The 24,956-nt window shown below is 71.0% G+C and carries 24 protein-coding genes and 1 riboswitch; of the genes, 12 read left to right on the forward strand and 12 right to left on the reverse strand.

Going from position 1 to position 24,956, the window contains the following annotated elements; genetic code table 11:
- Nucleotides 1–3: 3 nt before the first annotated feature.
- The 3 genes from OHA58_RS19570 to OHA58_RS19580 form a co-directional block, all read right to left on the reverse strand.
- Nucleotides 4–513 (reverse strand): hypothetical protein, encoded by a 510-nt coding sequence (locus OHA58_RS19570; RefSeq protein ID WP_405480242.1) that lies wholly within the window; start codon nt 511–513, stop codon nt 4–6.
- A gap of 105 nt (nt 514–618) precedes the next feature.
- Nucleotides 619–1,260: a response regulator transcription factor gene (locus tag OHA58_RS19575; protein WP_328542519.1), complete on the reverse strand. Its 642-nt coding sequence runs from the start codon at nt 1,258–1,260 to the stop codon at nt 619–621.
- On the reverse strand, nt 1,257–2,465 hold the full coding sequence (locus OHA58_RS19580; protein ID WP_405485044.1) for a sensor histidine kinase: 1,209 nt from the start codon (nt 2,463–2,465) through the stop codon (nt 1,257–1,259). Before OHA58_RS19580 ends, OHA58_RS19575 begins: the two co-directional genes overlap by 4 nt.
- Nucleotides 2,466–2,675: 210 nt before the next feature.
- Here OHA58_RS19580 and OHA58_RS19585 point away from each other — a divergent pair, with 210 nt between their 5' ends.
- Together OHA58_RS19585 and OHA58_RS19590 are read left to right on the forward strand one after the other, a co-directional pair.
- Complete coding sequence (locus OHA58_RS19585) at nt 2,676–3,230, forward strand: heme-binding protein (protein WP_405480244.1); 555 nt, start codon at nt 2,676–2,678, stop codon at nt 3,228–3,230.
- 139 nt (nt 3,231–3,369) lie between these two features.
- Nucleotides 3,370–4,749, forward strand: a complete 1,380-nt coding sequence (locus tag OHA58_RS19590; protein ID WP_405480246.1) for a M1 family metallopeptidase — start codon at nt 3,370–3,372, stop codon at nt 4,747–4,749.
- A 37-nt stretch (nt 4,750–4,786) separates the two neighbouring features.
- On the opposite strand, the gene OHA58_RS19595 is transcribed toward OHA58_RS19590, so the two are convergent.
- Together OHA58_RS19595 and OHA58_RS19600 are read right to left on the reverse strand one after the other, a co-directional pair.
- Nucleotides 4,787–6,343 (reverse strand): M4 family metallopeptidase, encoded by a 1,557-nt coding sequence (locus OHA58_RS19595; protein WP_405485046.1) that lies wholly within the window; start codon nt 6,341–6,343, stop codon nt 4,787–4,789.
- A gap of 359 nt (nt 6,344–6,702) precedes the next feature.
- The gene (locus tag OHA58_RS19600) at nt 6,703–7,278 is read right to left on the reverse strand and encodes a TerD family protein (RefSeq protein WP_100595698.1); all 576 of its coding nucleotides are present in this window, start codon (nt 7,276–7,278) and stop codon (nt 6,703–6,705) included.
- A gap of 182 nt (nt 7,279–7,460) precedes the next feature.
- Between OHA58_RS19600 and arfB the strand changes: the two genes are divergently transcribed.
- Nucleotides 7,461–7,898: an alternative ribosome rescue aminoacyl-tRNA hydrolase ArfB gene (arfB, locus tag OHA58_RS19605; protein WP_116512343.1), complete on the forward strand. Its 438-nt coding sequence runs from the start codon at nt 7,461–7,463 to the stop codon at nt 7,896–7,898.
- Nucleotides 7,899–7,927: 29 nt separating this feature from the next.
- Here the strand turns inward: arfB and OHA58_RS19610 are convergent, their stop codons facing one another.
- On the reverse strand, nt 7,928–8,446 hold the full coding sequence (locus OHA58_RS19610; RefSeq protein ID WP_405485048.1) for a flavin reductase family protein: 519 nt from the start codon (nt 8,444–8,446) through the stop codon (nt 7,928–7,930).
- A gap of 453 nt (nt 8,447–8,899) precedes the next feature.
- Here OHA58_RS19610 and cdgB point away from each other — a divergent pair, with 453 nt between their 5' ends.
- Both cdgB and OHA58_RS19620 read left to right on the forward strand, forming a co-directional pair.
- Complete coding sequence (gene cdgB / locus OHA58_RS19615) at nt 8,900–10,612, forward strand: diguanylate cyclase CdgB (protein ID WP_405480248.1); 1,713 nt, start codon at nt 8,900–8,902, stop codon at nt 10,610–10,612.
- Nucleotides 10,613–10,710: 98 nt separating this feature from the next.
- The gene (locus OHA58_RS19620) at nt 10,711–11,670 is read left to right on the forward strand and encodes a carbohydrate-binding protein (RefSeq protein ID WP_405480249.1); all 960 of its coding nucleotides are present in this window, start codon (nt 10,711–10,713) and stop codon (nt 11,668–11,670) included.
- 38 nt (nt 11,671–11,708) lie between these two features.
- Here the strand turns inward: OHA58_RS19620 and OHA58_RS19625 are convergent, their stop codons facing one another.
- From OHA58_RS19625 to OHA58_RS19635, 3 genes are all read right to left on the reverse strand, one after another.
- Entirely contained in the window at nt 11,709–12,641 is a 933-nt protein-coding gene (locus tag OHA58_RS19625; RefSeq protein ID WP_405480250.1) for a 1-phosphofructokinase family hexose kinase, read from the reverse strand.
- 84 nt (nt 12,642–12,725) lie between these two features.
- Nucleotides 12,726–13,874 carry an N-acetylglucosamine-6-phosphate deacetylase gene (nagA, locus tag OHA58_RS19630; RefSeq protein WP_405480251.1) on the reverse strand — a complete coding sequence of 383 codons (1,149 nt, stop codon included), beginning with the start codon at nt 13,872–13,874 and terminating at the stop codon, nt 12,726–12,728.
- On the reverse strand, nt 13,874–14,821 hold the full coding sequence (locus OHA58_RS19635) for an ROK family protein (protein ID WP_116512347.1): 948 nt from the start codon (nt 14,819–14,821) through the stop codon (nt 13,874–13,876). Before OHA58_RS19635 ends, nagA begins: the two co-directional genes overlap by 1 nt.
- Before the next feature lie 217 nt (nt 14,822–15,038).
- On the opposite strand from OHA58_RS19635, the gene OHA58_RS19640 reads away from it, so the two are divergent.
- From OHA58_RS19640 to otsB, 3 genes are all read left to right on the forward strand, one after another.
- Entirely contained in the window at nt 15,039–16,289 is a 1,251-nt protein-coding gene (locus tag OHA58_RS19640) for an extracellular solute-binding protein (protein WP_405480253.1), read from the forward strand.
- Nucleotides 16,290–16,380: 91 nt separating this feature from the next.
- The gene (locus tag OHA58_RS19645) at nt 16,381–16,599 is read left to right on the forward strand and encodes a DUF3263 domain-containing protein (protein ID WP_405485050.1); all 219 of its coding nucleotides are present in this window, start codon (nt 16,381–16,383) and stop codon (nt 16,597–16,599) included.
- Between the two features lie 47 nt (nt 16,600–16,646).
- The gene (gene otsB, locus OHA58_RS19650) at nt 16,647–17,504 is read left to right on the forward strand and encodes a trehalose-phosphatase (RefSeq protein ID WP_405480255.1); all 858 of its coding nucleotides are present in this window, start codon (nt 16,647–16,649) and stop codon (nt 17,502–17,504) included.
- Nucleotides 17,505–17,545: 41 nt separating this feature from the next.
- Here otsB and OHA58_RS19655 read toward each other — a convergent pair whose 3' ends face one another.
- The 3 genes from OHA58_RS19655 to OHA58_RS19665 form a co-directional block, all read right to left on the reverse strand.
- Nucleotides 17,546–18,934, reverse strand: coding sequence for a trehalose-6-phosphate synthase (locus OHA58_RS19655; protein WP_405480256.1), 1,389 nt, complete (start codon nt 18,932–18,934; stop codon nt 17,546–17,548).
- Nucleotides 18,935–19,044: 110 nt separating this feature from the next.
- The gene (locus OHA58_RS19660; protein ID WP_405480257.1) at nt 19,045–19,449 is read right to left on the reverse strand and encodes a hypothetical protein; all 405 of its coding nucleotides are present in this window, start codon (nt 19,447–19,449) and stop codon (nt 19,045–19,047) included.
- A 37-nt stretch (nt 19,450–19,486) separates the two neighbouring features.
- Nucleotides 19,487–20,434, reverse strand: coding sequence for a glucosyl-3-phosphoglycerate synthase (locus tag OHA58_RS19665; RefSeq protein ID WP_405480259.1), 948 nt, complete (start codon nt 20,432–20,434; stop codon nt 19,487–19,489).
- 181 nt (nt 20,435–20,615) lie between these two features.
- Nucleotides 20,616–20,747, forward strand: a riboswitch (SAM riboswitch).
- Nucleotides 20,748–20,764: 17 nt separating this feature from the next.
- On the opposite strand from OHA58_RS19665, the gene thrC reads away from it, so the two are divergent.
- The 4 genes from thrC (at nt 20,765) to groL (ending at nt 24,942) form a co-directional block, all read left to right on the forward strand.
- Entirely contained in the window at nt 20,765–22,051 is a 1,287-nt protein-coding gene (gene thrC / locus OHA58_RS19670; protein WP_405480261.1) for a threonine synthase, read from the forward strand.
- Nucleotides 22,052–22,098: 47 nt separating this feature from the next.
- A complete protein-coding gene (locus OHA58_RS19675) occupies nt 22,099–22,374 on the forward strand; it encodes a MoaD/ThiS family protein (protein WP_405480262.1) in 276 nt (91 codons plus the stop codon).
- Between the two features lie 419 nt (nt 22,375–22,793).
- Entirely contained in the window at nt 22,794–22,997 is a 204-nt protein-coding gene (locus OHA58_RS19680) for a cold-shock protein (protein ID WP_005315736.1), read from the forward strand.
- Nucleotides 22,998–23,316: 319 nt separating this feature from the next.
- A complete protein-coding gene (groL, locus tag OHA58_RS19685) occupies nt 23,317–24,942 on the forward strand; it encodes a chaperonin GroEL (protein WP_405480264.1) in 1,626 nt (541 codons plus the stop codon).
- The last annotated feature ends 14 nt before the right edge of the window (nt 24,943–24,956 follow it).

The following is a 24,956-nucleotide window of genomic DNA, read 5'->3' on the forward strand; positions in this document are numbered from 1 at the left end:
GGGCTAGCGCTCGTCCGGGATGCGGGGGAAGCGGGCCTGCAGGTCCCAGATCGCCGGGTTCTCCGCCAGGTCCTCGTGCATGTCGGTGAGGTCGGCGATCAGGTCGTGCAGGAAGTCGCGGGCCTCGCGGCGCAGCGCGGTGTGGGAGAACGTCAGGGGCGGCTCGTCGGCCTCCATCCAGTCGGCCTCGATGTCGACCCACCCGAAGCGGCGCTCGAAGAGCATCCGGTCCGTCGACTCGGTGAAGTCGAGCTCGGCGTACTGCGGCCTCGACGCGCGGCTGCCGCGCGGGTCACGGTCCAGCTGCTCGACGATGTCGCACAGCGCCCACGCGAAGTCCAGCACCGGCACCCATCCCCAGGCTGTGGACAGCTCCCGGTCGGCCTTGGTGTCGGCGAGGTAGACGTCGCCGCAGAAGAGGTCGTGGCGCAGCGTGCGGACGTCCGCGCGGCGGTAGTCCAGCTGGATCGGGTCCGGGAAGCGGCGGGAGAGGGCGTAGCCGATGTCGAGCACGTAGCTGATGGTGTCACGGGCGGGAGGTGGTGCCGTCCATGGGCGGGAGGGGTGCCCGCACGGCTGTCGCGGTCACCACGGTCGCCGTCGCAGCAGTCGCCCCGCTCAGCCCAGCAGCCGCTGTTCCTTCGCCACCGCCACCGCGCCCGCCCGGGTGTCCACGCCGAGCTTGTCGTAGATCCGGCCCAGGTGGGTCTTCACCGTGGCCTCGCTGATGAACAGGGCGCGGGCGATGTCCCGGTTGCCCAGGCCCTGGGCGAGCTGGCCGAGGATGTCCCGCTCGCGGTCCGTGAGGGACGGGCGCGGGCTGCGCATGCGGGCCATGACGCGGCTCGCGACCGGCGGGGACAGCGTCGTACGGCCCTCGGCGGCGGCCTGGATCGCGGCGAACAGCTCCTCGGGACGCTCCGCCTTGAGGAGGTATCCCGTGGCGCCCGCCTCGATGGCCCGGGTGATGTCGGCGTCCGTGTCGTACGTGGTCAGGACCAGGACGTGCGGGTGCGGGCCCGCCTCGGGCGGCGCGGTCGTGATGCGCCGCGTCGCTTCCACGCCGTCGATGCCCTCGCCCAGCTGGAGGTCCATGAGGACGACGTCCGGCGTCAGCTTCGCGGCGAGCGCCACCGCCTCGTCGCCCGTGCCGGCCTCGCCCACGACCTCGATGCCGGGTGCGCTGCCGAGCAGGGCGAGCAGTCCCGCGCGCACCACCACATGGTCGTCGCACACCAGCAGTCGTACGGGGTCACTCATGAGGCCTCCAGCGGAATCGCCACCGACAGCACCGTGCCCTCGCCCGGCGCCGACTCGATCGTCAGCGTGCCACCCAGCTGCCGTGTGCGCGCCCGGATCGCCGGAAGGCCGTGCCCGCGCACGCCTGACTCCCGCGGGGGCTCGGGTGTGAAGCCGCGGCCGTTGTCCGCGATGTCGAGGACGACCTGGTCGCCGAGGTGCGTCAGCGTGATCGCGGCGGCTGTCGCGTCCGCGTGCTCCCGTACGTTCGCCAGGGCGCCCTGCGCGATCCTCAACAGCGCGGACTCGACCCGGTCGGGCAGCGGGGCCGCGGCGCCCTCCGCGTGGAAGCGGACCGCGAGCCCCGCCTCCGACTCCCGCGCCGCCAGCGTGCGCAGCGCCTCGTCCAGGCCGCCGCCCGCGAGATCCGCCGGCGCCAGGTCGTGCACGAACCGGCGCGCCTCCACGAGGCCCCGCTCGGTCACCGACTCCGCGGTCCGCACATGGGCGCGGGCCCGCTCGGGGTCGGCGTCCCACAGCCGGTCCGCCGCCTGGAGCAGCATCTGCTGGCTGGAAAGGGACTGGGCGAGCGTGTCGTGGATCTCCATCGACAGGCGCTGGCGCTCGGCGAGCGTCCCCTCGCGGCGCTCCGTCGCGGCGAGTTCCCTGCGGGTGCGGACCAGGTCGTCGATCAGGGCGCGCTGGCGTTCCGCTTGGCGCTCCATGTGGACGAAGACGGCGGTCGCCAGGGCCGCGACGGCCGGCGGCGCGAGCAGTAGGTTCGGGTCGAAGTCCCCCGCGAGGCGCAGCTGTGCCCCGACGACGAACACCGTGAGTACGCCGATCAGGACGAGCGCGGCGCGGGCGGGCAGGGTGCGCAGGCCCGTGTAGACGAGCGGGACCGCGCACCAGGCGAAGCTCGGCGCGAGGACGACGAGGACCATCCACACGGCGACGACCAGGGCCAGCCAGGTGAGGCGGCGCGGGGTGGGGCGGGTGCCGCGGCCCGGGCCGAGCGCGGGGCCGAGCACGTACAGGGCGGCCAGGACCACGGACAGCGCGATGATCCACGGGGTGCGGGCCTCGCCGGGGTGGCGCAGCAGGAACCGTGCGAGGGCTCCGCCGAGCAGCAGGAAGAACGCGGTGTGCATCACCGCGGCCAGCCAGCGGGCGTCCGGATCCCGCGTCTCGTGTGCCACGCCCGTGCCCCTCTCCGCTTCCGCCATCGCGCTGCTGAACTGGTCAAACACCCCCATTGTGGCCTGCTCGGGCGGTACGCGGGTCAACCGATCGGCTGACCCGGACGTCAGCCGAGCCGCGCTCCGGTCGCAGCCGGTACGTCGACGGTGCGGCCCGGTTTCCGGCCTGAGGATCGATACCAGAGCGACTCACCGACCGCCTCTGACCGACCCGACCGCCTCCAAGGAGCACCCGTCATGAAGAAGATCTCGAAGCGCGCCCGTGTCCTGACCGGTGGCGCCGTCCTCGCCGGCGTCGTCGCCGGTACCTTCGGCGCGGTCTCGGCCAGCGCGTCCGCCCCGGCCGCCGCCCCCGCCGCCGTGACCGCGGATGCCCCGGCCAAGAACCTCACCCAGTCCACGCACCTGACCACGGCCGCCGCCACGAAGGCCGCGCAGGCCGCCCTCGACGCCGCGAAGAAGGAGAACCAGCGCGTCTCCGTCGCCGTCGTCGACCGCAACGGCAACACGATCGTCACCCTCCGCGGCGACGGCGCCGGCCCGCAGTCGTACGAGTCCGCCGTGAAGAAGGCGTACACCGCGGTGTCCTGGAACGCGCCGACGTCCGAGCTCGCCAAGCGCCTCGAGCAGGCCCCGAACCTGAAGGACATCCCGGGCACCCTGTTCCTCGCGGGCGGCGCGCCCGTCGCGGCGAACGGCGCCCCGGTCGCGGGCATCGGCGTCGCGGGTGCGCCCTCGGGCGACCTGGACGAGAAGTTCGCGCAGGCCGGTGTCGCCGCGCTGAACCGCTAGGGCCTCTCGTTTGGATCAGACCCCGCTCCCTGATCCGGCCTGATCCAAACGAAAAACCCTGGTCGCCATACCCCCACCGACGTGGAGGCGCCCGCCGGCCGGCAGGCGCCTTCACGGCGTTCGACCCTACGATCATTCAGTGCCCCACAGTCCACGATCCGCCCCCGCCGTCCTCGCCCTCGTCCTGGCCGTCAGCGCCTGTTCCGCCGGTGTGCACGCCACGCCGGGCGCCGCGGGCGTGCGGGACCCGTACTTTCCGAAGCTGGGCAACGGCGGCTACGACGCCACGCACTACACCCTCACCCTCGACGCCGACCGGCACCGGCTGACGGGCACCGCCGACATCACCGCGAAGGCCACCCAGGACCTCAGCGCGTTCAACCTCGACCTCAAGGGCCTGACCGTCGAACGCGTCACCGTCGACGGGGAGAAGGCCACGTTCGAGCGGGCCGGGCACGAGCTGACGATCCGTCCGGCCGAGGCGCTGCGGAAGGGCTCCGAGTTCCGCACGGTCGTGCGGTACTCCGGGAAGCCCGTGACCATCACCGACCCGGACGGCTCCGAGGAGGGCTGGCTCCCCACGGAGGACGGGGCCCTCGCGCTCGGTGAGCCCACCGGGTCCATGGCCTGGTTCCCCGGGAACAATCACCCCTCCGACAAGGCGACGTACGACATCCATGTCACCGTCCCCAAGGGCCTGAAGGCCATATCCAACGGGGAGTTGACGAAGGAGCGGACGGCCGGCGGGCGGACGGCGTTCGACTGGCACGTCCCGCAGCCCATGGCCAGTTACCTGGCGATGCTGGCGATCGGGAAGTTCGAGGCCAAGGCCTACAAGACGCCCGACGGGCTGCCCGTGTACACCGCCGTGGACCCGGTCGAGGCGGCCGCGAGCGCCAAGGTCCTGGCCAGGCTCCCGGACGTCATGGCCTGGGAGTCGAAGACCTTCGGCCCCTACCCCTTCTCCTCCACCGGCGCCGTCGTCGACCGGGAGAACGACGCCGGGTACGCGCTGGAGACCCAGAACCGGCCCGTCTTCCCGGGCACCCCTCCTCTGTCCACGCTCGTCCACGAGATGGCCCACGAGTGGTACGGGGACTCCGTCACGCCGAAGTCCTGGCGGGACATGTGGCTCAACGAGGGCTTCGCGACCTACGCCGAATGGCTCTGGCAGGAGCAGCACGGCGGCGACAGCGCGCAGGACACGTTCGACCGCTACTACGCGAAGGGCGGCGGGAACGCGATCTGGGCCTTCCCGCCCGCCAAGCCGTCCGGGGCCGCGAACATCTCGGCCCCGCCCGTCTACGAGCGCGGCGCGATGGTGCTGCACAAGATCCGCGAGACGGTCGGGGACGCCAAGTTCTTCGAGCTGCTCAAGAGCTGGCCCGCCGCGCACCGTTACGGCAACGCGGACACCGCCGACTTCACCGCGTACGTGGAGAAGCAGAACCCGGGCAAGGATCTGGGGCCCGTCTGGGACGACTGGCTGTACGGAAAGGGAAAGCCGGACCACCCGTAGTCCCGGATGGCCCGGCTGAACCTGCCTCACATCAGGGCTAGTTCACGTTCACCGCGGACCAGGTCGCCGCGACGGCCTGCTGCTCGGCGCTGTTCGCCCCGTACAGGTCGGCCGCCGCCTGGAGGGTGGCGGTACGCGCGGCCGCGTAGTTCGTCGTCGACGTCATGTACGTGGAGAGCGCCTTGAACCAGATCTGGTCGGCCTTGGCCCGGCCGATGCCCGCGAGCGAAGCGCCGTTGGAGGTCGGGGAGTTGTAGTTGACCCCGTTGATGGTCTTCGCGCCGCTGCCCTCGCTCAGAAGGTAGAAGAAGTGGTTGGCGACGCCCGACGAGTAGTGCACGTCGAGGCTGCCGACCCGCTTCGACCAGTAGTCGGCGGAGGAGCCGTCCTTGCTGGGCTGGTCCATGTAGCGCAGCGGGGTGCCGTTGCCGCGGATGTCGATCTTCTCGCCGATGAGGTAGTCGCCGACGTCGCTGCTGTTGTTGGCGAAGAACTCGACCGACGTGCCGAAGATGTCGGAGGTCGCCTCGTTGAGGCCGCCCGACTCGCGGCTGTAGTTGAGCTTCGCCGTGGACGCCGTGAGGCCGTGGCTCATCTCGTGGCCGGCCACGTCGAGGGAGGTGAGCGGGTGCTGGTTGTTCGTCCCGTCGCCGTACGTCATGCAGAAGCAGCTGTCGTCCCAGAAGGCGTTGACGTACGCGTTGCCGTAGTGGACGCGCGAGTACGCGGCCTTGCCGTCGCCCGCGATGCCGTTCCGGTTGAACGCGCTCTTGTAGAAGTCCCACGTCTCCGCGGCGCCGTACGCGGCGTCGACCGCGGCGGTCTGCCGGTTCGCGACCGTCCCGTCGCCCCACTGGTCGTCGGCGTCGTGGAAGAGCGTGCCCGTGCCGGACGTCCCGCCGTTCAGGTCGTACGTCTTGTGGCCGCCGCGCCCGCCGTCGGTGAGGTCGAACCCGCCGCCGGCCGACGCGGTGCTCCCGACCGTGACGGTGCCGCTGTACTCGCTGGTGCCGGTGCCGTTCTCGATGCCCTCGTACGAGTACAGCTTCTTGCCGGTGGCTGCGTCGGTGACGACGTGCAGCTCGCTCGGCGTCCCGTCGGCCTGAGTGCCGGTCACGACCGTCTCGTAGGCGAGGACCGGCTTGCCGGAGGCGGCCCAGACGACCTTGCGGACGTTCTTGGCGGTGGCCTTCTTGGCGTCCGAGGCCGCGAGGGCCGACTTCTTCGCGGCGGTGGGGGCGAGGGAGGCGTCCGTCGACGCCACGGATATCGCGCCCTTGTGCGCCTTGGAGACGCCCTTCAGGTCGCCGTTCTTCGCGGTGTGCGTGACGAGGTCGCCGCCGAGCACGGGCAGTCCGTCGTAGGTGCGCTCGTAGCGCGTGTGCGTCGTGCCGTTGGCGTCCTTGACGACATCGCGGACGACGAGCTTCTCCGCGCTGCCGAGCCCGAGTTGACGGGCGGCCGACGGGGCGTCGGCCTGCGCGTCCTTGAGGGCCGTGGCCCGCTGGGAGGCGCTGAGCGGAACGGCGGTGGCACCTGCCGTCCGGTCGGCGGCGGTCGCGGAGGTCCCGCTCTGCACACCGAGGACGACCATGGCGGCCGACGCGGCGAGTGCGGCGGCACGGACGGCCGTCTTGCGGCCGGCGGTGCGGGGAGCGGGGGAGGGGTGGCTCACTCGAACTCCTTCTGTGTCCAACGACCCGTGGGCGGTGGCCCGTCGGGGGGTTTGGGGCGCGGGGAGAGAGTGGCACCAGGCACGCTGCGTTTGACAGGGCGCCGTCAAAGATTTGCCAGTTCGTGTCCGAATGCGGGTGGTGACTGTCCGTTATTTGCCGCTTGGCAGGGAAGTGCCGGTCGGGAGGGTGCTCGCTGAGCGCACGCAGAAGGGCCCCGGCCGGATGTCCCCGGCCGGGGCCCTTCAACTGCCGTGCTGTGGCGGTGAGTCCGCTCAGGTCAGACGTTCACACCGAAGTCCTGCGCGATGCCGACGAGGCCCGAGGCGTAACCCTGGCCCACCGCGCGGAACTTCCACTCCGCGCCGTTGCGGTACAGCTCGCCGAAGACCATGGCGGTCTCGGTGGCGGCGTCCTCGGAGAGGTCGTAGCGGGCGATCTCGGTGCCGCCGGCCTGGTTGACGATGCGGATGAACGCGTTGCGCACCTGGCCGAAGTTCTGCGAGCGGTTCTCCGCGTCGTAGATCGAGACCGGGAAGACGATCTTGTCGATGTCGGCCGGGAGGCCCGCCAGATTGACGTTGATCTGCTCGTCGTCACCCTCGCCCTGGCCCGTGACGTTGTCACCGGTGTGGACGATGGTCTGGTCCGGCGTCGCCTTGTTGTTGAAGAAGACGAAGTGGCCGTCCGAGTAGACCTTGCCCTGCGGGTTCACCGCGATCGCGGAGGCGTCGAGGTCGAAGTCGGTGCCGGTGGTGGTGCGGACGTCCCAGCCGAGGCCCACGGTGACGGCGGTCAGGCCCGGAGCCTCCTTGGTGAGCGAGACGTTGCCACCCTTGGACAGGCTTACAGCCATTGTTGGGAGTCCTTCCCTCGTGAAGTGATGCGTGCAGCTTCGTGGACGAAGCTACTCGTACCTCTATGAACGCCAAGGGGGGATCCAGGGTTCCAGGTGCCTTTACTTTCTTTACCTGCTTTCCCCGGGATGGGTGCGGCGCCGGGAAAAGGGGGTGACGCGGCGCGTATCCAGGCGCGACCATGGAACCCATGTCCGGTCCTTACTTCATCCGCGGCTCGGTGGTCCTTCCGGAGGCCGAGCTTCTCTGGCGATTCTCCCGGTCGTCCGGGCCGGGCGGCCAGCACGTGAACACCAGCGACTCCCAGGTCGAGCTCCGCTTCGACCTCGCCAGGACGGAGGCGCTGCCCGAGGTGTGGAAGGCGCGGGCCCTGGAGCGGCTCGCCTCCCGCCTCGTCGACGGCGTCATCTCCGTACGGTCCTCGGAGCACCGCTCCCAGTGGCGCAACCGCGAGACCGCCGCCGTACGCCTCACGTCCCTCCTCGCCGAGGCCACCGCCCCGCCGCCCAAGCCGCGCCGCGCGACCCGCATCCCCCGGGGGATCAACGAGCGCCGCCTGCGCAACAAGAAGGCACGGTCGGACACGAAGCGGGGCCGGTCGGGGCGGGGCTGGGACTGAGCGGTCTCACGGGGTCCGGGCGTCGGGCATCAACCCAACTGCCGGTACTTCCCCTTGAAGTAGGCCAGCGGTCCGCTCTCGCCGCTGGGCAGCGACGCCGTGAGCACCCGGCCGATCACCAGCGTGTGGTCCCCGGCCGTCACCCGCTGCTCCGTGCGGCACTCCAGCGTCGCGAGCGCGCCGCCCACCAGGGGTGCGCCTGACACCTCGCCGCGTACGTAAGGGATGTCCTCGAAGAGCAGACGGTCGCTGATGCGGCCCTTCATCGCGAAGCGGCCCGCGATGTGGCGCTGGCTCTCGGAGAGCACGGACACCGCCCACAGGGGCTGCTCGTCGAGCAGGTCGTCCATGCGGGAGCCGTTGCGCAGGCTGACGAGGACGAGCGGCGGGTCGAGGGAGACCGACAGGAAGGCCGTCGCCGTCATGCCGACGTCCTCGCCCAGGGGAGCCGACGGGTCGTCCGGGTCGAGCGGCATCTCGCGCGCGGTCACCAGGACCACGCCCGCGGCCAGTCGGGTCATGGCGGCGCGGAACTCGTCGTTGCTCACCCCCTCAGCATGCCCGGCCGAGGCGGGCGCGGGGACGAAAGCGGCGGTGGGGGTTGTGGGGGTCGTGCGGGTGGTGGGGGAGAGCGGGGGATTCTTCAGTGGCGGGGGAGTCTTCAGCACGTCTCGACGCTAGCTTCGGTGCCGTGCCCGCCACATCGGGCCTTGGGCCGAGGACGGTCCTAGGACCTGTGGTGGGTGTCGTCCGGATATGGCGGTGTTCGGGGGTGTTCTCCGTTCAGGAAGTGCAGGGGGCGTGCGCCGGAGCACCCCTCAACCCTTCATCTCCTCCTGTGACTTGAGTCACAGGAGCCATATTTTGTTGACCCTGTGTACCGGGTGGACAGCTCGCTGTGATTCAGTGGCGGAGACACTGCAAGAAGAGCGTGCACACGCACGTGCGGAATCGGCGATCAGAATTCTGGAGTGCTGTCGAGGTCTCGGGGAGAGCTGAGCATGGAGACCGAGTCGGAGCCGTACGTCCGTCTTGCGACCCTGCGGCAGCTTCACCAGGTGATGGCGGACATGAACACCGCCCGCAGCCTGGCCGACACCCTGCAGACGGTCTCCGACGGAGTCGTGAACGGCCTCGGATACGAGCTGGCCTGCGTCAATCTCGTACGCCCCGACGGTGACCTCGTCGTCGCCGCCTTCTCCGGCGACTCCTCCGCCGAAGCCCTCATCACTGGCCGGGTCGGCTCCCGCGCTTCCTGGGACCGCCGCCTGTCCATGGGCGAGGCCTGGGGCGACCTGCGGTTCATCCCGCACACCGAGGGCTGGGTCCTCGACGAGGACGACGTACCGCAGTGGTTCACCGACGGGCCGCCGCCCCGCTTCGAGGACGAGTGGCACCCCTCGGACCGCCTCTTCGCCCCGATGTACGCCACCGGCAGCTCCGGCGGCGAACTCCTCGGCGTGATCTCCGCCGACCGCCCGCGCAACGGCAGGCGCCCCGGCGCCTGGGGCCGCGAGGCCCTGCAGATGTACGCCTTCCAGGCCGCCATCGCCATCAGCAACGCACGGCTGCGCGCCAACATGCAGCGCGCCCTGGTCCGGCTCGAACGCGAGCAGCAGGCCCTGCGCGCCAGCGAGGAGTCCTTCCGCCAGGCCTTCGAGTACGCCCCCAGCGGCATGGCCATCGCCGAGATGGGCGGCGACCAGCACGGGCGGCTCCTGCGCACGAACGACGCCCTGTGCCGGCTGCTCAGCCGCCCGGCGTCCGCCATGCGCCGCTACTCGTTCTCCGACCTCGTCCATCCCGAGGACATCGGCACGCTGCTGCGCACCTCCGCCGAGGGCGGCCGCGCCGAGCTGCGCCTCGGACGGCGCGACGGCACCTACGTCTGGGTGTCCCTGCGGAACTCGGTGGTGGCCGACGCCGCCGACGGGCCGCGCTTCCTGCTCACCCACGTCGAGGACATCGAGGAGCGCAAGCGCCGCGAGCTGCACCTCGCGCACCGCGCGTCCCACGACTCCCTCACCGGCCTGCCGAACTCGGCGGAGCTGCGCTCCCGCCTCTCGGCCCGCCTGTGCCGCCGCGCCCAGCTGCCCGAGCCGAGCGCCGTGGACTCCCTGGACGCGGCGTACGGGGACCGCACCGGCAGCTCGTACGACACGAACGGGCACGGATTCGACTTCGCGGGGGCCGCCGCTGCCGCCGCGGCCGGACAGCAGAACGGCGGGTCCGGGCCCTCCGGCGGGATCTACGACGACTATGGCTTCGATCACCACGTCCACATCGTCGCGCCCGAGGGGGAGACCGACGACGGCACGAAGGGCCTGGCGGTCCTCTTCTGCGACCTGGACGGCTTCAAGTCGATCAACGACCGGTTCGGGCACCACACCGGAGACGCCGTTCTGATCGAGGTCGCACGGCGTCTGACCAGCGGTGTCCGTGACGGGGACACCGTCGCGAGGCTCGGCGGCGACGAGTTCGTCGTGCTCGCCGACGGGCTCGGCCGGGCCGACGCAGAGGACCTCGCCGTCCGTCTGCGGAACGCGATCATTCCGCCCATCCGGGTCGACGGAAGGGCGGTCCGTGTGGGCGCCAGTTTCGGCATCGGCTGGGCGCACTGCGGGATGACGGCAGACGAGGTGTTGAAATCCGCTGACCAGCGGATGTACATCGAGAAACGGTCGCGTGCCAAGCAGCACCGACGGGCCGGCTGATCCCCTTCCGCGGGTATCGGTGAGGTCAACGCCACCCCTTCGGACCACTCCCAGCGGGTACGCTCGCCGGGTAAGCGATACGTAGGGAGTGATCAGGGATGGCGCCCGCTGACAACGGCGCGAGCACGCCCGGGGACGACGATCCGTTCGGCTATCTGTACGCCGACGGACAGGCGGCCGGGGCGACACCGCCCAGCGGGGGCGGCGGCTACGGCTATCCGGGTCCCCGGTCCTACCACCAGGTCAGGCCGGTCGGTGAGCGGCAGTACGGGCAGCAGCCGCAGCCGACTGCCGCGTACGGGCAGGCGCCCCAGCAGCAGCCCCAGACCTACGGCCAGCCGAACGCGCACTACTCGGCCCCCGAGACGCTGCCCGGCGGCGCACCGACCACGGTGACGCCCACGCAGCACGGCGGCGGTGGCGGCCGGGGACGCGGGCCCAACACCAAGGGCCTGCTGATCGGCGCGCTCGCCGTCGTGGCGGCCGTGGTCATCGGCATCGGCGTCGCGGTCCTCGGCGGCGACTCGAACGACGACGCGAAGGGCGGCGACGCGGGCGGGCAGCCGTCCGGCGGCTCGCAGTCGGTCCAGCCGAGCGAGACGGCCTCCAAGAAGGCCGACGAGCCGGTCGACCTCCCGAAGACGGACGCGAAGGCGCTGAAGCTCGAGGGCGGCACGGCCACCGCGTCGGACGTCCAGGGCGCCAAGGCCGACGGCGGCACCTATGTGGCCGGCTTCAACCAGGTGGGCGCCAAGCTCACCTGGACGGTCAACGGCATCCCGAAGGACGGCGCGTACAGCCTGCGCGTCAACTACGGCGTGCCCGGCAAGGACGCCAACGCGACCATCACGGTCAACGGCAAGGTGCAGACCCGCCCGCTCAACATGGAGAACTTCTCCGACGCCAAGGAAGGCGACTGGGAGAAGGGGTGGACCAACACCTGGTCCGTCGTCCAGCTCAGCAAGGGCACGAACGCGATCGCGATCTCGTGCGAGCAGGGCAACCAGTGCGACGCCAACTTCGACCAGATGTGGCTGGTCAAGGGCAGTAACGGCTGAGCGACCAAGGCAGGGCGGCAGCGGCCGGGGCGGGAGCCCTAGGCCGCTGTCGTCGTCTGTTGGGTCACCGCGACCCGGCCGAGCAGTTCCTCGTACGCCGCGCGGTCGAACTCCCCGGCCACCGGGGCCAGGACCGTCGCCGCGGACAGGGCGACCGCGCGGGCCAGGCGGTCCGGCCACGGAAGGTCTTCCACGTAGCCCGAGAGCAGGCCGGCGACCGCCGAGTCGCCGGCGCCCGTCGGGTTGCCCTTCACGCGGTCCGGGGCGGGGGCGCGCCAGCTGCCGTCCGGGGTGACCGCGAGGAGGCCCTCAGGGCCCAGTGAGGCGACCACGGAGTGCGCGCCGCGGCGGCGGGCGTCGCGGGTGGCGCGCAGCGGCTCGTGGGAGCCGGTGAGCTCGGCGAGCTCGTCGGAGTTCGGCTTGATGATGTCGGGGCGGGCCGCGAGCCCCCGGCGCAGCGGTTCCCCGGACGAGTCGAGCAGTACGGGCACGGACGCGGCGCGGGCCGCGCGGACCAGCTGGGCGTACGCGCCGACGGGGACGCCCGGCGGGAGGCTGCCGCACAGGGCCACCGCGGACGCGGACCCGAGGAGCTTCTCGTAGGCCTCGGTGAACGCGGACCACTCGGCGGGGGCGACGAGCGGGCCCGGCTCGTTGAGCTGGGTCGTGTCGCCTGACGCGCCGTCGACGACGGCGATGGTGCGGCGGGTGGCGCCCGAGACCGGGACGAGCGCGTCCCGGATGCCGGGGGAGTCCGCGAGCTGTTCCCTGAGGGCGCGGCCCGTGCCGCCGCCGGCGAAGCCGGTGACGGTCACGTCGTGGCCGAGCGCGGCGAGCACGCGCGCGACGTTGAGGCCCTTGCCGCCGGGGCGTTCGGTGACCTTGGTGACGCGGTGCGACGCGTGCGGGTGCAGCGCCGGCACGTCGTAGGTGATGTCGAGCGCGGCGTTCAGTGTGACCGTGAGGATCACGAGACCCCAGCCCACCCCTCAGTTCGGAACTACCTTCAGTAACGCGGCCTGATCATGCCAAAGACCGGGCGGTAGGCCCAGACCTCACGCGAGCCGGGGCGGCTCCACGATCCACCGGCCCTTGCGCATGACGCCCTTGAGCTCGAAGTCCTCGTCGAGGACCACGAGGTCGGCGTCCTTGCCGGGCTCCAGCGAGCCCACCCTGTCGTCCACGCCGAGGAGGCGGGCCGGGTTCGCGGAGATCGCGCGGACGACGTCCTCGACGGGCAGCTTGTCGATGGTGGCGGCGCGCTTGAACGCGCGGTCCAGGGTGAGCGTCGAGCCGGCGATCGAGTTGCCCTCGACGAGCCGCGCGACGCTGTCCTTCACCTCGACCTCCAGGGTGCCGAGCATGTAGCGGCCGTCGCCGAAGCCCGCCGCGTCCATGGCGTCGGTGATGAACGCGACGCGCCCGCTGCCCACGTGGTGGAACGCCAGCTCCAGGGCGGCCGGGTGCAGATGCGTGCCGTCGTTGATGAGTTCGACGGTGATCCGCTCGTCCTCCAGGAGCGCCGCGATGGGCCCCGGGGCGCGGTGGCCGATGGCCGGCATGGCGTTGTAGAGGTGCGTGGCGACGGTGGCACCCGCGTCGATCGCCTCGACGGTCTGCGCGTACGTGGCGTCGGTGTGGCCGATCGCGGCGATCACGCCGTGCTCGGCGAGGAGGCGTACGGAGTCGATGCCGCCGGGGAGTTCGGGGGCGAGGGTGAGCATCTTGGCCTGGCCGCGCGCCGCGTCGAGCAGCTTGCGGACCTCGGCCGGGTCGGGGTCGCGCAGGAGCGTTTCGTCATGGGCGCCCTTGCGGCACGGGGAGATGAACGGGCCCTCGAAGTGGATGCCCGCGATCTCGCCCTGCTCGGCCAGCTCGGACAGCAGGCCCGCGCGCTGGGTGAGGAAGTCCGTCTCGCCGGTGACGAAGGACGCGACGACCGTCGTGGTGCCGTGCAGGCGGTGCGTGCGGACGCCCTTGAGGATGTCGTCGATCGATCCCGAGGTGAAGGAGGCCCCGCCGCCGCCGTGGTTGTGCATGTCGACGAAGCCGGGCACGACCCAGTGGCCGGTGAGATCGGTGGAGGGGGCGCCGGCCGGCGCACTGCCGGCGATCCTCGCGCCGTCCACGATCACGCGTCCGTTCTCGACGACGCCGGCCGGCAGGACGACGCGGGCGCCGGAGAGAACATTCAGAGCGGCCATCAGGCGACTACCTCCGTGGAATCGGTGGACCGGGCGAGCAGGTCCCAGGCGAGCAGGCCCGCGCCCAGGCAGCCGGCGGTGTCCCCGAGGGCCGCCGGGACGATCGTGGGCAGCTTCTGGAACGTCACGCGTTCCTCGACGGCGGCCCGCAGTGGTGTGAACAAGGTTTCCCCCGCCTCGGCCAGACCGCCACCGATGATCAGGGTGCGCGGGTCCAGCAGAGTGAGCGCCGTGACGAGCCCGTCGGCGAGCGCCTCCACGGCCTCCAGCCAGACCTGCCGCGCCCTGGGGTCACCGGACTCGACGGCCTTGGCGCAGTCCGCGGCGTCCGCCTCCGGGTCGCCGGTGGCCTCGGCCCAGGCGAGCGAGACCGCCGAGGCGGACGCGTAGCGCTCCAGGCAGCCGCGCTGGCCGCAGCTGCAGTCCGTACCGCCGGGGCGTACGACGATGTGGCCGATCTCCCCCGCCGAGCCGTGCGCGCCGGGTTCGATGCGGCCGCCGATGCCGATGGCGCCGGCGATGCCCGTGCCGAGCGGTACGAACAGGAAGCGGTCCGCGCCCTTGCCCGCGCCGAGCCGCCCCTCGCCGAGGCCGCCGGTGCGCACGTCGTGGCCGAGGGCGACGGGGATGCCGTCGAGCCGCTCGCTCAGCAGTCTGCGCATCGGCACGTCGCGCCAGCCGAGGTTCGACGCGTACAGGGCGATGCCGTGCTCGTCGTCGACGATGCCGGGCACCGCGACGCCGGCCGCGGCGGCCGGCTCCCCGAGGTGCTCCTCGCCGTACGCGCGCAGGTCGGCGGCGAAGCCGAGTATCGTCTCGACGACCGCGTCGGGCCCGCGCTCGCGGCCGGTGGCGCGCCGCGTCTGGTGGAGCAGGGTGCCGTCGGCCCCGACCAGCGCGGCCTTCATTCCGGTGCCGCCCACATCGAGGGCGATGACATGTCTCACGGAGACAGTCTCGCGCCTCAACCGGTGAGAGGTCTAGTCCACTTGCACGGATCTTGCGTCGATGTGTACGGATGATGCGTTTTCCGGGTCCGCGGCGAAGGCCCGTTGCGGGTGCGAAACCCGTGTGGTGTAGACCTTGTCTCCGGACCTGAGTATTCCGGGTCCGAAATCCGGACGAGCGACATCAAGAGGGTGGGAACCGGCTGTGCAGCGGCGCATGACAGGTCTGACGGCGGCGATGGCCGCGCTCGGCATGGCGGCGACGCTGGCCGCCTGCGGGGGCCCGGGCTCCGACGACGTGACCCTGAAGCTGGTGGCCGCCGACTACGGCGACTCCCCGGCGAACAGCTCCCAGAAGTACTGGGACAAGCTGTCCGCCGCCTTCGAGAAGAAGAACCCCGGCATCAAGGTCGACGTCAGCGTCTACTCCTGGAGCGACGTCGACGCCAAGGTCAAGAAGATGGTCGCGGACGGCCACGCGCCCGACATGGCGCAGATCGGCGCGTACTCCGACTACGCCGCGAGCGGCAAGCTCTACAGCGCGAACGACCTGCTCTCCATCCCCGTGCAGTCCGACTTCCTGCCGCAGCTCGCCGACGCCGGTGAGGTCTCCCGCGTCCAGTACGGCATGCCCTTCGCGTCCTCCACGCGGCTGCTGTTCTACAACAAGACCCTCTTCGCCAAGGCCGGCCTGACCCCGCCGCAGACCTGGGCCCAGCTCCAGGCCGACGCCAAGGCCCTCAAGGCGCGCGGCGTGAAGATCCCCTACGCGCTCCCGCTGGGCCGCGAGGAGGCGCAGGCCGAGACGATGATGTGGATGCTGAGCGGCGGCTCCGGGTACACCGACGACGTCGGCACCTACAGCCTCGACTCCCCGCAGAACGTCAAGACCTTCGAGTGGCTGAAGGACGACCTGGTCGGCCAGGGCCTCACCGGTCCGACCCCGCCCGCCAAGCTCGACCGCGCACAGGCCTTCGCGGCCTTCACGCGCGGTGACGTCGGCATGCTCAACGGGCACCCGACGCTGATGCAGATGGCCGCCAAGAAGGGCGTGAAGTTCGGCACGGTGCCGATGCCCGGCATCAACGGCAGGGCCCGGTCGACCATGGGCGTCGCCGACTGGATGATGGCGTTCCGGCAGAACGGCCACAAGGACCAGGTCGGCAAGTTCCTCGACTTCGTCTACAGCGAGAAGAACGTCCTCGACTTCTCGCGCGAGTACGACCTCCTGCCGGTCACCAACTCCGCGTCGGACACGATGGCCGACGACAAGCGCGACCAGAAGCTCTCGAAGTTCCTCGGCGAACTGCCGAACTCGCAGCTCTACCCCGTCGGCAAGACGTCCTGGGCCCAGGTCAGCGCCGGCATCAAGCGCGAGATCGGCTCGGCCGTCGGCCCCAACGGCAACCCGGGCGCCACCCTCGGCCGCCTTCAGCGCTCGGCCGACGCGGCGGAGAACGCGGAGTAGCGTCGCTGCCGTGAGCGAACCGCCGTACGCAGAGCCAGAGTCCGAGCCCGAGCCCGAGCCCGAGTCCGCCGAGGAGACGTCCGACGTCGCCCTGTCCCCCCGTGAGCAGGGCGTCCTCGCCCTGGAGCGGCGCGGGTGGGCGTCGGCCGGGGCCAAGGAGCGCGCCGTGCGCGAGGAGCTGGGGCTCGCCCCGGTGCGCTACTACCAGCTGCTCAACGCGCTCCTCGACGACCGGAGGGCCCTCGCCCACGACCCGGTCACCGTCAACCGGCTGCGCCGGGTACGGGACGCGCGCCGCGAGGAACGCTGACCCGCACGCCAGGAGTACGGTCCGCCTCCCGCGGATAGGCTCGGCGCATGGGCAGCCCTCAGCAGCACGACCTGCCGTCGCCTGTGACCTCCGCCGGGCGTGACGGCCTCGACGCACTCCTCTCGGACCCCGCGCGGGCCGTGATCGCGCTCGACTTCGACGGCACGCTCGCGCCGATCGTGCCCGACCCCGAACAGGCCCGCGCCCACCCGGGCGCCGTCCACGCGCTCGCCGCGCTGGCACCGCAGGTCGCGTCCGTCGCCGTGATCACCGGCCGCCCCGCAGGCGTTGCCGTGCGCCACGGCGGCTTCGCGGGCATCCCCGGCCTCGAACACCTCGTGGTCCTGGGCCACTACGGCGCCGAGCGCTGGGACGCCGTCACCGGCACGGTCCACGCCCCCGCCCCGCACCCCGGCGTCGCGGCCGTCCGCGCCGAACTGCCCGGAGTCCTGGAGTCCGTGGGCGCCTGGCGCGGCACCTGGATCGAGGAGAAGGGCCGTGCCGTCGCCGTCCACACGCGCCGCGCGGCCGACCCGCAGGCGGCGTTCGAGGCGCTGCGCGCGCCTCTGTCCGACCTCGCGGCCCGGCACGGCCTGATCGTCGAGCCCGGCCGCCTCGTCCTGGAACTGCGGCCGCCCGGCATGGACAAGGGCGCCGCGCTCAGTGCGTACGTACGGGAGGTGGGCGCGACGTCGGTCCTCTACGGGGGCGACGACCTCGGTGACCTGCCCGCGTTCGCCGCCGTCGACGAGCTCCGCAAGGACGGGGTGCCGGGCCTGCTGGTGTGCAGCGGCAGCTCGGAGGTCACGGAGCTGGCGGAACGGGCGGACGTGGTGGTGGACGGGCCGGAGGGAGTGGTGGGGCTGCTGTCCGGCCTGGCCCGGGCGATGAGCTCCCGGACCTGACCCCTCCCGGACCTATCCCCTCCCGGACCTACCCCCCGGGTCTAGCCCCGCAGCGCGTTGAGCTGGTCGAGGAACCACTGGGCGGGCGGCAGCGCGGTCGCCGCGGCGGCGAGCCGCTTCGTGCGCTCGGCACGCTCCCCGTCGCCCATGAGCAGCGCGGCGTGCAGGGCTTCGGCCGTCGCCGACACGTCGTACGGGTTCACCACGAGCGCGTCGTCGCCCAGCTCCTCGTACGCCCCCGCCTCCCGCGACAGGACCAGCGCGCAGCCCTCGTCGGAGACGACCGGGACCTCCTTGGCGACGAGGTTCATGCCGTCCCTGATCGGGTTGACCAGCGCCACGTCGGCCAGCCGGTACGCGGCCAGGGAGCGGGCGAAGTCGTCCTTCACATGGAGCACGACCGGGGTCCAACTCTCCGTACCGAAGCGGGAGTTGATCTCCTCGGCGACCCGGGACACCTCGTCGGTGTATTCCCGGTAGACCGCGAGGTCCTGCCGTGACGGGTACGCGAAGGCGACGTGCACCACCCGCTCGCGCCACTCGGGGTGCTCATCGAGGAGGAGCCCGTACGCGCGCAGGCCGCGCACGATGTTCTTCGACAGCTCCGTGCGGTCCACGCGGACGATCACCTTGCGGTCCGGGCCGCCGATCTGCTCCCGCAGCGCGGCGAGCCGCTCCTCGACGTCGGGGCGGCGCGAGCGCTCCCGCAGGAAGTCCGCGTCCGCGCCCAGGCCGTGCACCCCGATCTCCGTACCGAACGTGCCGCCCACCACGGCCTCGCAGCACGCCGTGAACGTGTCCGCCCAGCGCCGCGTCAGGAACCCGAGCCGGTCCGCGCCCAGCATCCCGCGCAGCAGCTGCCCGGCGATGTCGTCCGGCAGCATCCGGAAGTAGTCGACCGGCGCCCACGGGGTGTGCGAGAAGTGTCCGATGCGCAGGTCGCCGCGCAGCTCCCGCAGCATCCCCGGTACGAGCGCCAGGTGGTAGTCCTGCACGACGACCGTGGCGCCCGGCCCGGCCTCCGCGGCCAGCGCCTCGGCGAACGCCCGGTTGTAGGCCTCGTACGACGCCCACTGCGCACGGAACTGCGGCCCGAAGACCGGCTCCAGGGGCGTCTGGTAGAGCATGTGGTGGACGAACCAGAGGACCGAGTTCGCGATGCCGTTGTACGCGTCGGCGTACACGCCCGGGTCGATGTCGAGCATCCGCACGCCGGGCTCCCCGACGCCCCGCCGCACGGCCTCCCGGTCGCCCTCGCCGAGCGCTGCGCACACCCAGAGCGCGTCGGCGTCGGGGCCGATCGCGGAGAGCCCGGAGACGAGCCCGCCCCCGCCGCGCCGCGCGTCGAGCGTCCCGTCGGCCCCGAGCTCGTACGAGACCGGACCGCGGTTGGACGCGACGAGGATCTGTGCACCCTGCGTGGAAGCCATACGGGCAAACGTAGCCCGGCCCGCAAACGCTCAAACGTACGGCCGGACTCCGTGGGAGCCCGGCCGTATACGATCCGCCGTTCGCCTGCCGCGACGGTTACCCGCGTGGGTCAGCCACACCGGCTGCGCGCCGCCGCCACCGCGAGGACGCCGAGCCCGCCCAGGGCCGCCGCGAGACCGCCGTACAGGAGCGTGTGCGAGTCGCCGGTCTTGGCCGGCTCCGTGCCGTGCGGCGGGGTCGGGCGGGCCTGCTGCCACTTGGCCGTGACGACCGACGTGCACGGGTCGCCCCCGCCGCGCCGGGCCTTCGGGCAGGTGCGCGGCACCCCGGCCGTCACGAAGTCGCCGTACAGCGATGTGTCGTAGCGCTTCGTGAACGGCGGGACCACGTCCGCCGAGGCGGGGGCCGCGATGCCGAGCGCCGTCAGTGCGGTGGCCGTGACGACGAACGCCCCGGCGGTGCGGGTCGCGGCTGCGCGCAGCCGTCGCTCACCCGTAACTTGTCTGAGCCACATAAAGGGCAATGTAGGCAAAACATACGATTGCCCCCGGCTACGCCACGCGGCGCTCCGCGTACTCGGCGATTTCGGTCATCGGGGGGCGTTCCTCGGTGTCCACGTCGTGCGTGCGCGGCTCGAATCCCTGTTCCCCGCGCTCGAACTGGGTGAGCACCGGGCGTACGAGGTGCCCGCGCGCGAGCCGCAGCTGCGCGGTGCGGTAGATCGCCGCGGCCATCCGCCCGAGCGCCTGCCCGTCCTGGTGCCGGTGCTTGCGCACCCCCACGTCGACCTGCCCGAGCGCGTCCAGGCCCACCGTGTGCAGCGCGTCGACGAGAAGACCGAGCTCAACTCCGTAACCGACGGGGAACGGCAGGCGCTCCAGGAGCGATCTGCGGGCCGCGTACTCGCCGCCGAGCGGCTGCACGAACCCCGCAAGCAGCGGCCAGTGCAGATTGAGGACCGGGCGCGCCACCAGCTCCGTGACCCGGCCCCCCTGGCCCGCGGCGGACCCGAGCGGGCGGTCGTACATCGCCTTCACGAAGTCCACGCCGGGATCCGTGAGCAGCGGGCCCACGATCCCCGAGACGAAGTCCGCGGAGAACTCCTTCAGGTCCGCGTCGACGAAACAGACGATGTCGCCGCCCGTCACGAGCAGCGAGCGCCACAGCACCTCGCCCTTGCCGGGCACGGCCGGGATCCTCGGCAGGATCGCGTCCCGGTGCACGACGCGCGCCCCGGCGGCCCGCGCGACCTCGGCCGTACGGTCCGTCGAGCCCGAGTCGATCACCACCAGCTCGTCGACCAGCGGCACCCGCTCCGTCATCAGGGCGCGGCGGATCTCCGCGACGATCTCGCCGACCGTCTCCTCCTCGTTCAGCGCGGGCAGTACCACGCTCACCGAGGTGCCCGAGGCGCGCTTCGCGGCGATCAGCCGAGGGAGCGGGCGGTCCGACACCGACCAGGAACGCCTGCTCAGCCAGCGCTCTACTTCTTCCAGCACGGTGCGCGGCTCCTCACTGTCTGAACTGTCCGATCACGAACTGTGATCCATCTCGCGGTTCGGACGACTATCTCAAGCGTCCAGGCCTTCGGTTACAGTCTTGAACAACGCCGGTGACCATCGCATGTCGGGGTCGCCGGCCGCGCTTGAGTGATCAAGTGCCAGCTCAACAACCGAATAGCGCTCATCCAGAGGGACAGAGGGATACGGCCCGTTGAAGTCCCGGCAACCCTCCCGCCGACCTTGTCGAGGTCCAGGTGGGGAAGGTGCCAATTCCGTCTCGTGGCGAGATGCGCCGCGAGGAAGATGAGGAGAAAGGGCCTCGCCATCATGGCTGCGCAGACTGTCGCCACCACCACTTCCGTTGATCTCGGACCCGCCTCGGCGCTTTCCTGCCGCGAGTGCGGCACTAGCTTCCCGCTCGGACCGATCTTCGCCTGTGCCGAGTGTTTCGGGCCGCTCGAGGTCTCCTACGACCTGCCGGCCGGCGACCCCGAATCGCTGCGCAAGGAGATCGAGGCCGGACCCGCCAACATCTGGCGCTACGCCCCTCTCCTGCCCGTCCCGGCCGACGTCGCCGAGAAGCCGAACCTGAACCCCGGCTGGACCAAGCTCGTCAAGGCCGACAACCTCGCCCGTGAACTCGGCGTCGAGCAGGGCAAGTTGTTCGTCAAGGACGACTCCGGCAACCCCACGCACTCCTTCAAGGACCGCGTCGTCGCCCAGGCCATCGAGGCCGCCCGCGCCTTCGGCTTCACCACCCTGTCCTGCTCCTCCACCGGCAACCTCGCCGGCGCCGTCGGCGCCGCCGCGGCCCGCGCCGGCTTCCGCTCCTGCGTGTTCATCCCGCACGACCTGGAGCAGGGCAAGGTCGTCATGGCCGCGGTCTACGGCGGCGAACTCGTCGGCATCGAGGGCAACTACGACGACGTCAACCGCTTCTGCTCCGAGCTCATCGGCGACCCGCTCGGCGAGGGCTGGGGCTTCGTCAACGTCAACCTGCGCCCGTACTACGGCGAGGGCTCCAAGACCCTGGCGTTCGAGATCTGCGAGCAGCTCGGCTGGCGGCTCCCGGACCAGCTGGTCATCCCGATCGCGTCCGGCTCCCAGTTCACGAAGATCGACAAGGGCCTCCAGGAGCTGATCAAGCTCGGCCTCGTCGAGGACAAGCCGTACAAGCTCTTCGGCGCCCAGGCCGAGGGCTGCTCGCCGGTGTCCGTCGCCTACAAGGGCGGCCACGACGTCGTGCGGCCGCAGAAGCCGAACACGATCGCCAAGTCCCTGGCCATCGGCAACCCGGCCGACGGCCCGTACGTCCTCGACATCGCCCGCCGCACCGGCGGCGCCGTGGAGGACGTCAACGACGAGCAGGTCGTCGAGGCGATCAAGCTCCTGGCACAGACCGAGGGCATCTTCGCGGAGACCGCGGGCGGTGTGACGGTCGGCGTGACGAAGAAGCTGATCGAGGCCGGCCTGATCGACCCGACGCTCACCACCGTCGTCCTCAACACCGGCGACGGCCTCAAGACCCTCGACGCGGTCGCCGAGACGTCCCAGGCGACCGCCACCATCCGCCCGAGCCTGGACGCGTTCCGCGACGCGGGCCTCGCCCACTGAAGACCCGCGCACTCCCGCGACACCCGCACGGAAAGGCTGCAGCCCCCATGAGCGTCAACGTCCGCATCCCCACCATCCTGCGCACCTACACCGGCGGCAAGGCCGAGGTCGCCGCCGAGGGCACGACCCTCTCCGAGGTCATCGCCGACCTGGAGAAGAACCACACGGGCATCGCGGCCCGCGTCCTGGACGACCAGGGCAAGCTGCGCCGCTTCGTGAACGTGTACGTCAACGACGACGACGTGCGCTTCGAGCAGGGCCTTCAGACGGCGACGCCGGAAGGCGCGGGCGTCTCGATCATCCCGGCCGTCGCCGGCGGCTGAACCACCGCGACTGTACTCAGCGTTACCTGAATTGCCCCCTCCGCGAGAGAAACGGAGGGGGCAATTCTGCATGGTTGAGCGCGGTAGAGTTGGGAAGCGAGCTTCGCGCCTGTGCCGAGCGCATATATGAAGTCGGCCGCCGCCCGACAAGAAGCAGCCAAAGTGCCCCGCCCTTATCGGGTGTTCGTGGCATTTGTCGGGCCCGAGTTGCCCCGGAATCCAATGACTCCGCCGCTTATTACCGCTCTGCCGCGCCCAGAATTCTCGTCCGATTGACCTGTTGCAGAGGGCAGTTGGGCAGATACATTCAGCCGCGGTCGACGCGTTCCGGCGCACACCTCCAACCAATGGGGCGTGAGGTCTGACCCGGGTCCGCGAAGTGCGGGCCTGTGCAAGGGCCAGTAATAGGGGAGTTAGTCATGGCTCAGGGCACCGTCAAGTGGTTCAACGCGGAGAAGGGGTACGGCTTCATCGCGGTCGACGGTGGTGCGGATGTATTCGTCCACTACAGCGCCATCCAGATGGACGGATACCGCACCCTTGAAGAGGGTCAGCGAGTCGAATTCGAGATCTCGCAGGGCCAGAAGGGTCCGCAGGCGGACATGGTCAAGCTCGCCGTCTGATCTCGGCGCGATCGGCCACCGACACACTCACGCCGAGAGGCCCGTACCCCGCGAGGGGTGCGGGCCTCTCGTGCGTGCACGCGCGGCCCGCGCAGGCCGTCCGCGGGGACCGCGTGTCTGCCGGAGGCGCTTGCACTCTCCTAGGCCGAGTGCTAATCATTGCGTTAGCACTCTGAAGGTGAGAGTGACAGAACTTGGATCGGGTCGGTGAGGCTCGCAGGCCGGGTGGGGCAAGGAACCACACGGCACGCAGGCCGTCCGTCGCGGGCACCAGCACGGTCCGTTTGCGTTTCCACCCCGTCCGGGAGGACCACTTCACATGGCCAAGATCATCGCGTTCGACGAGGAGGCACGGCGCGGCCTCGAGCGCGGCATGAACCAGCTCGCCGACGCCGTCAAGGTGACCCTGGGCCCCAAGGGTCGCAACGTCGTCCTCGAGAAGAAGTGGGGCGCCCCCACGATCACCAACGATGGTGTGTCCATCGCCAAGGAGATCGAGCTCGAGGACCCGTACGAGAAGATCGGCGCCGAGCTGGTCAAGGAGGTCGCGAAGAAGACGGACGACGTCGCCGGTGACGGCACGACGACCGCGACCGTCCTCGCCCAGGCGCTCGTCAAGGAAGGCCTGCGCAACGTCGCGGCCGGCGCCAACCCGATGGCCCTCAAGCGCGGCATCGAGAAGGCCGTCGAGGCCGTCTCCGCCGCCCTGCTCGAGCAGGCCAAGGATGTCGAGACCAAGGAGCAGATCGCTTCCACGGCCTCCATCTCCGCCGCCGACACCCAGATCGGCGAGCTCATCGCCGAGGCGATGGACAAGGTCGGCAAGGAAGGCGTCATCACGGTCGAGGAGTCGCAGACCTTCGGTCTCGAGCTTGAGCTCACCGAGGGCATGCGCTTCGACAAGGGCTACATCTCGGCGTACTTCGCCACCGACATGGAGCGTATGGAGTCGGCACTCGACGACCCGTACATCCTCATCGTCAACTCGAAGATCGGCAACGTGAAGGACCTCCTTCCGCTGCTCGAGAAGGTCATGCAGTCCGGCAAGCCGCTGCTGATCATCGCCGAGGACGTCGAGGGCGAGGCCCTGTCGACCCTGGTCGTCAACAAGATCCGTGGCACCTTCAAGTCCGTCGCCGTCAAGGCCCCGGGCTTCGGTGACCGCCGCAAGGCCATGCTCGGCGACATCGCCATCCTCACCGGTGGCACCGTCATCTCCGAGGAGGTCGGCCTCAAGCTGGAGAACGCCGGTCTCGACCTGCTCGGCCGCGCCCGCAAGGTCGTCATCACCAAGGACGAGACGACGATCGTCGACGGCGCCGGCGAGAGCGACCAGGTCCAGGGCCGCGTCAACCAGATCCGTGCCGAGATCGAGAACTCGGACAGCGACTACGACCGCGAGAAGCTGCAGGAGCGCCTGGCGAAGCTCGCCGGCGGTGTTGCGGTCATCAAGGCCGGTGCCGCGACCGAGGTCGAGCTCAAGGAGCGCAAGCACCGCATCGAGGACGCCGTTCGCAACGCGAAGGCGGCCGTCGAGGAGGGCATCGTCGCCGGTGGTGGCGTGGCCCTGCTCCAGGCCTCCGCGGTCTTCGAGAAGCTCGAGCTCGACGGTGACGAGGCGACCGGCGCCAACGCCGTGAAGCTCGCGCTGGAGGCCCCGCTCAAGCAGATCGCCGTCAACGGTGGTCTCGAGGGTGGCGTCGTCGTGGAGAAGGTCCGCAACCTTCCCATCGGCCACGGCCTGAACGCCGCGACCGGTGAGTACGTCGACATGATCGCCGAGGGCATCCTCGACCCGGCGAAGGTCACGCGTTCCGCGCTGCAGAACGCCGCGTCCATCGCCGCGCTGTTCCTGACCACCGAGGCCGTCATCGCCGACAAGCCGGAGAAGGCCGCCGCGGGCGGCGCTCCGGGCGGCATGCCGGGCGGTGACATGGACTTCTGATCCTGACGGATCGG

It is taken from the genome of Streptomyces sp. NBC_00009, from assembly GCF_045040855.1.
Taxonomy (GTDB): Bacteria; Actinomycetota; Actinomycetes; order Streptomycetales; family Streptomycetaceae; genus Streptomyces; species Streptomyces aureus.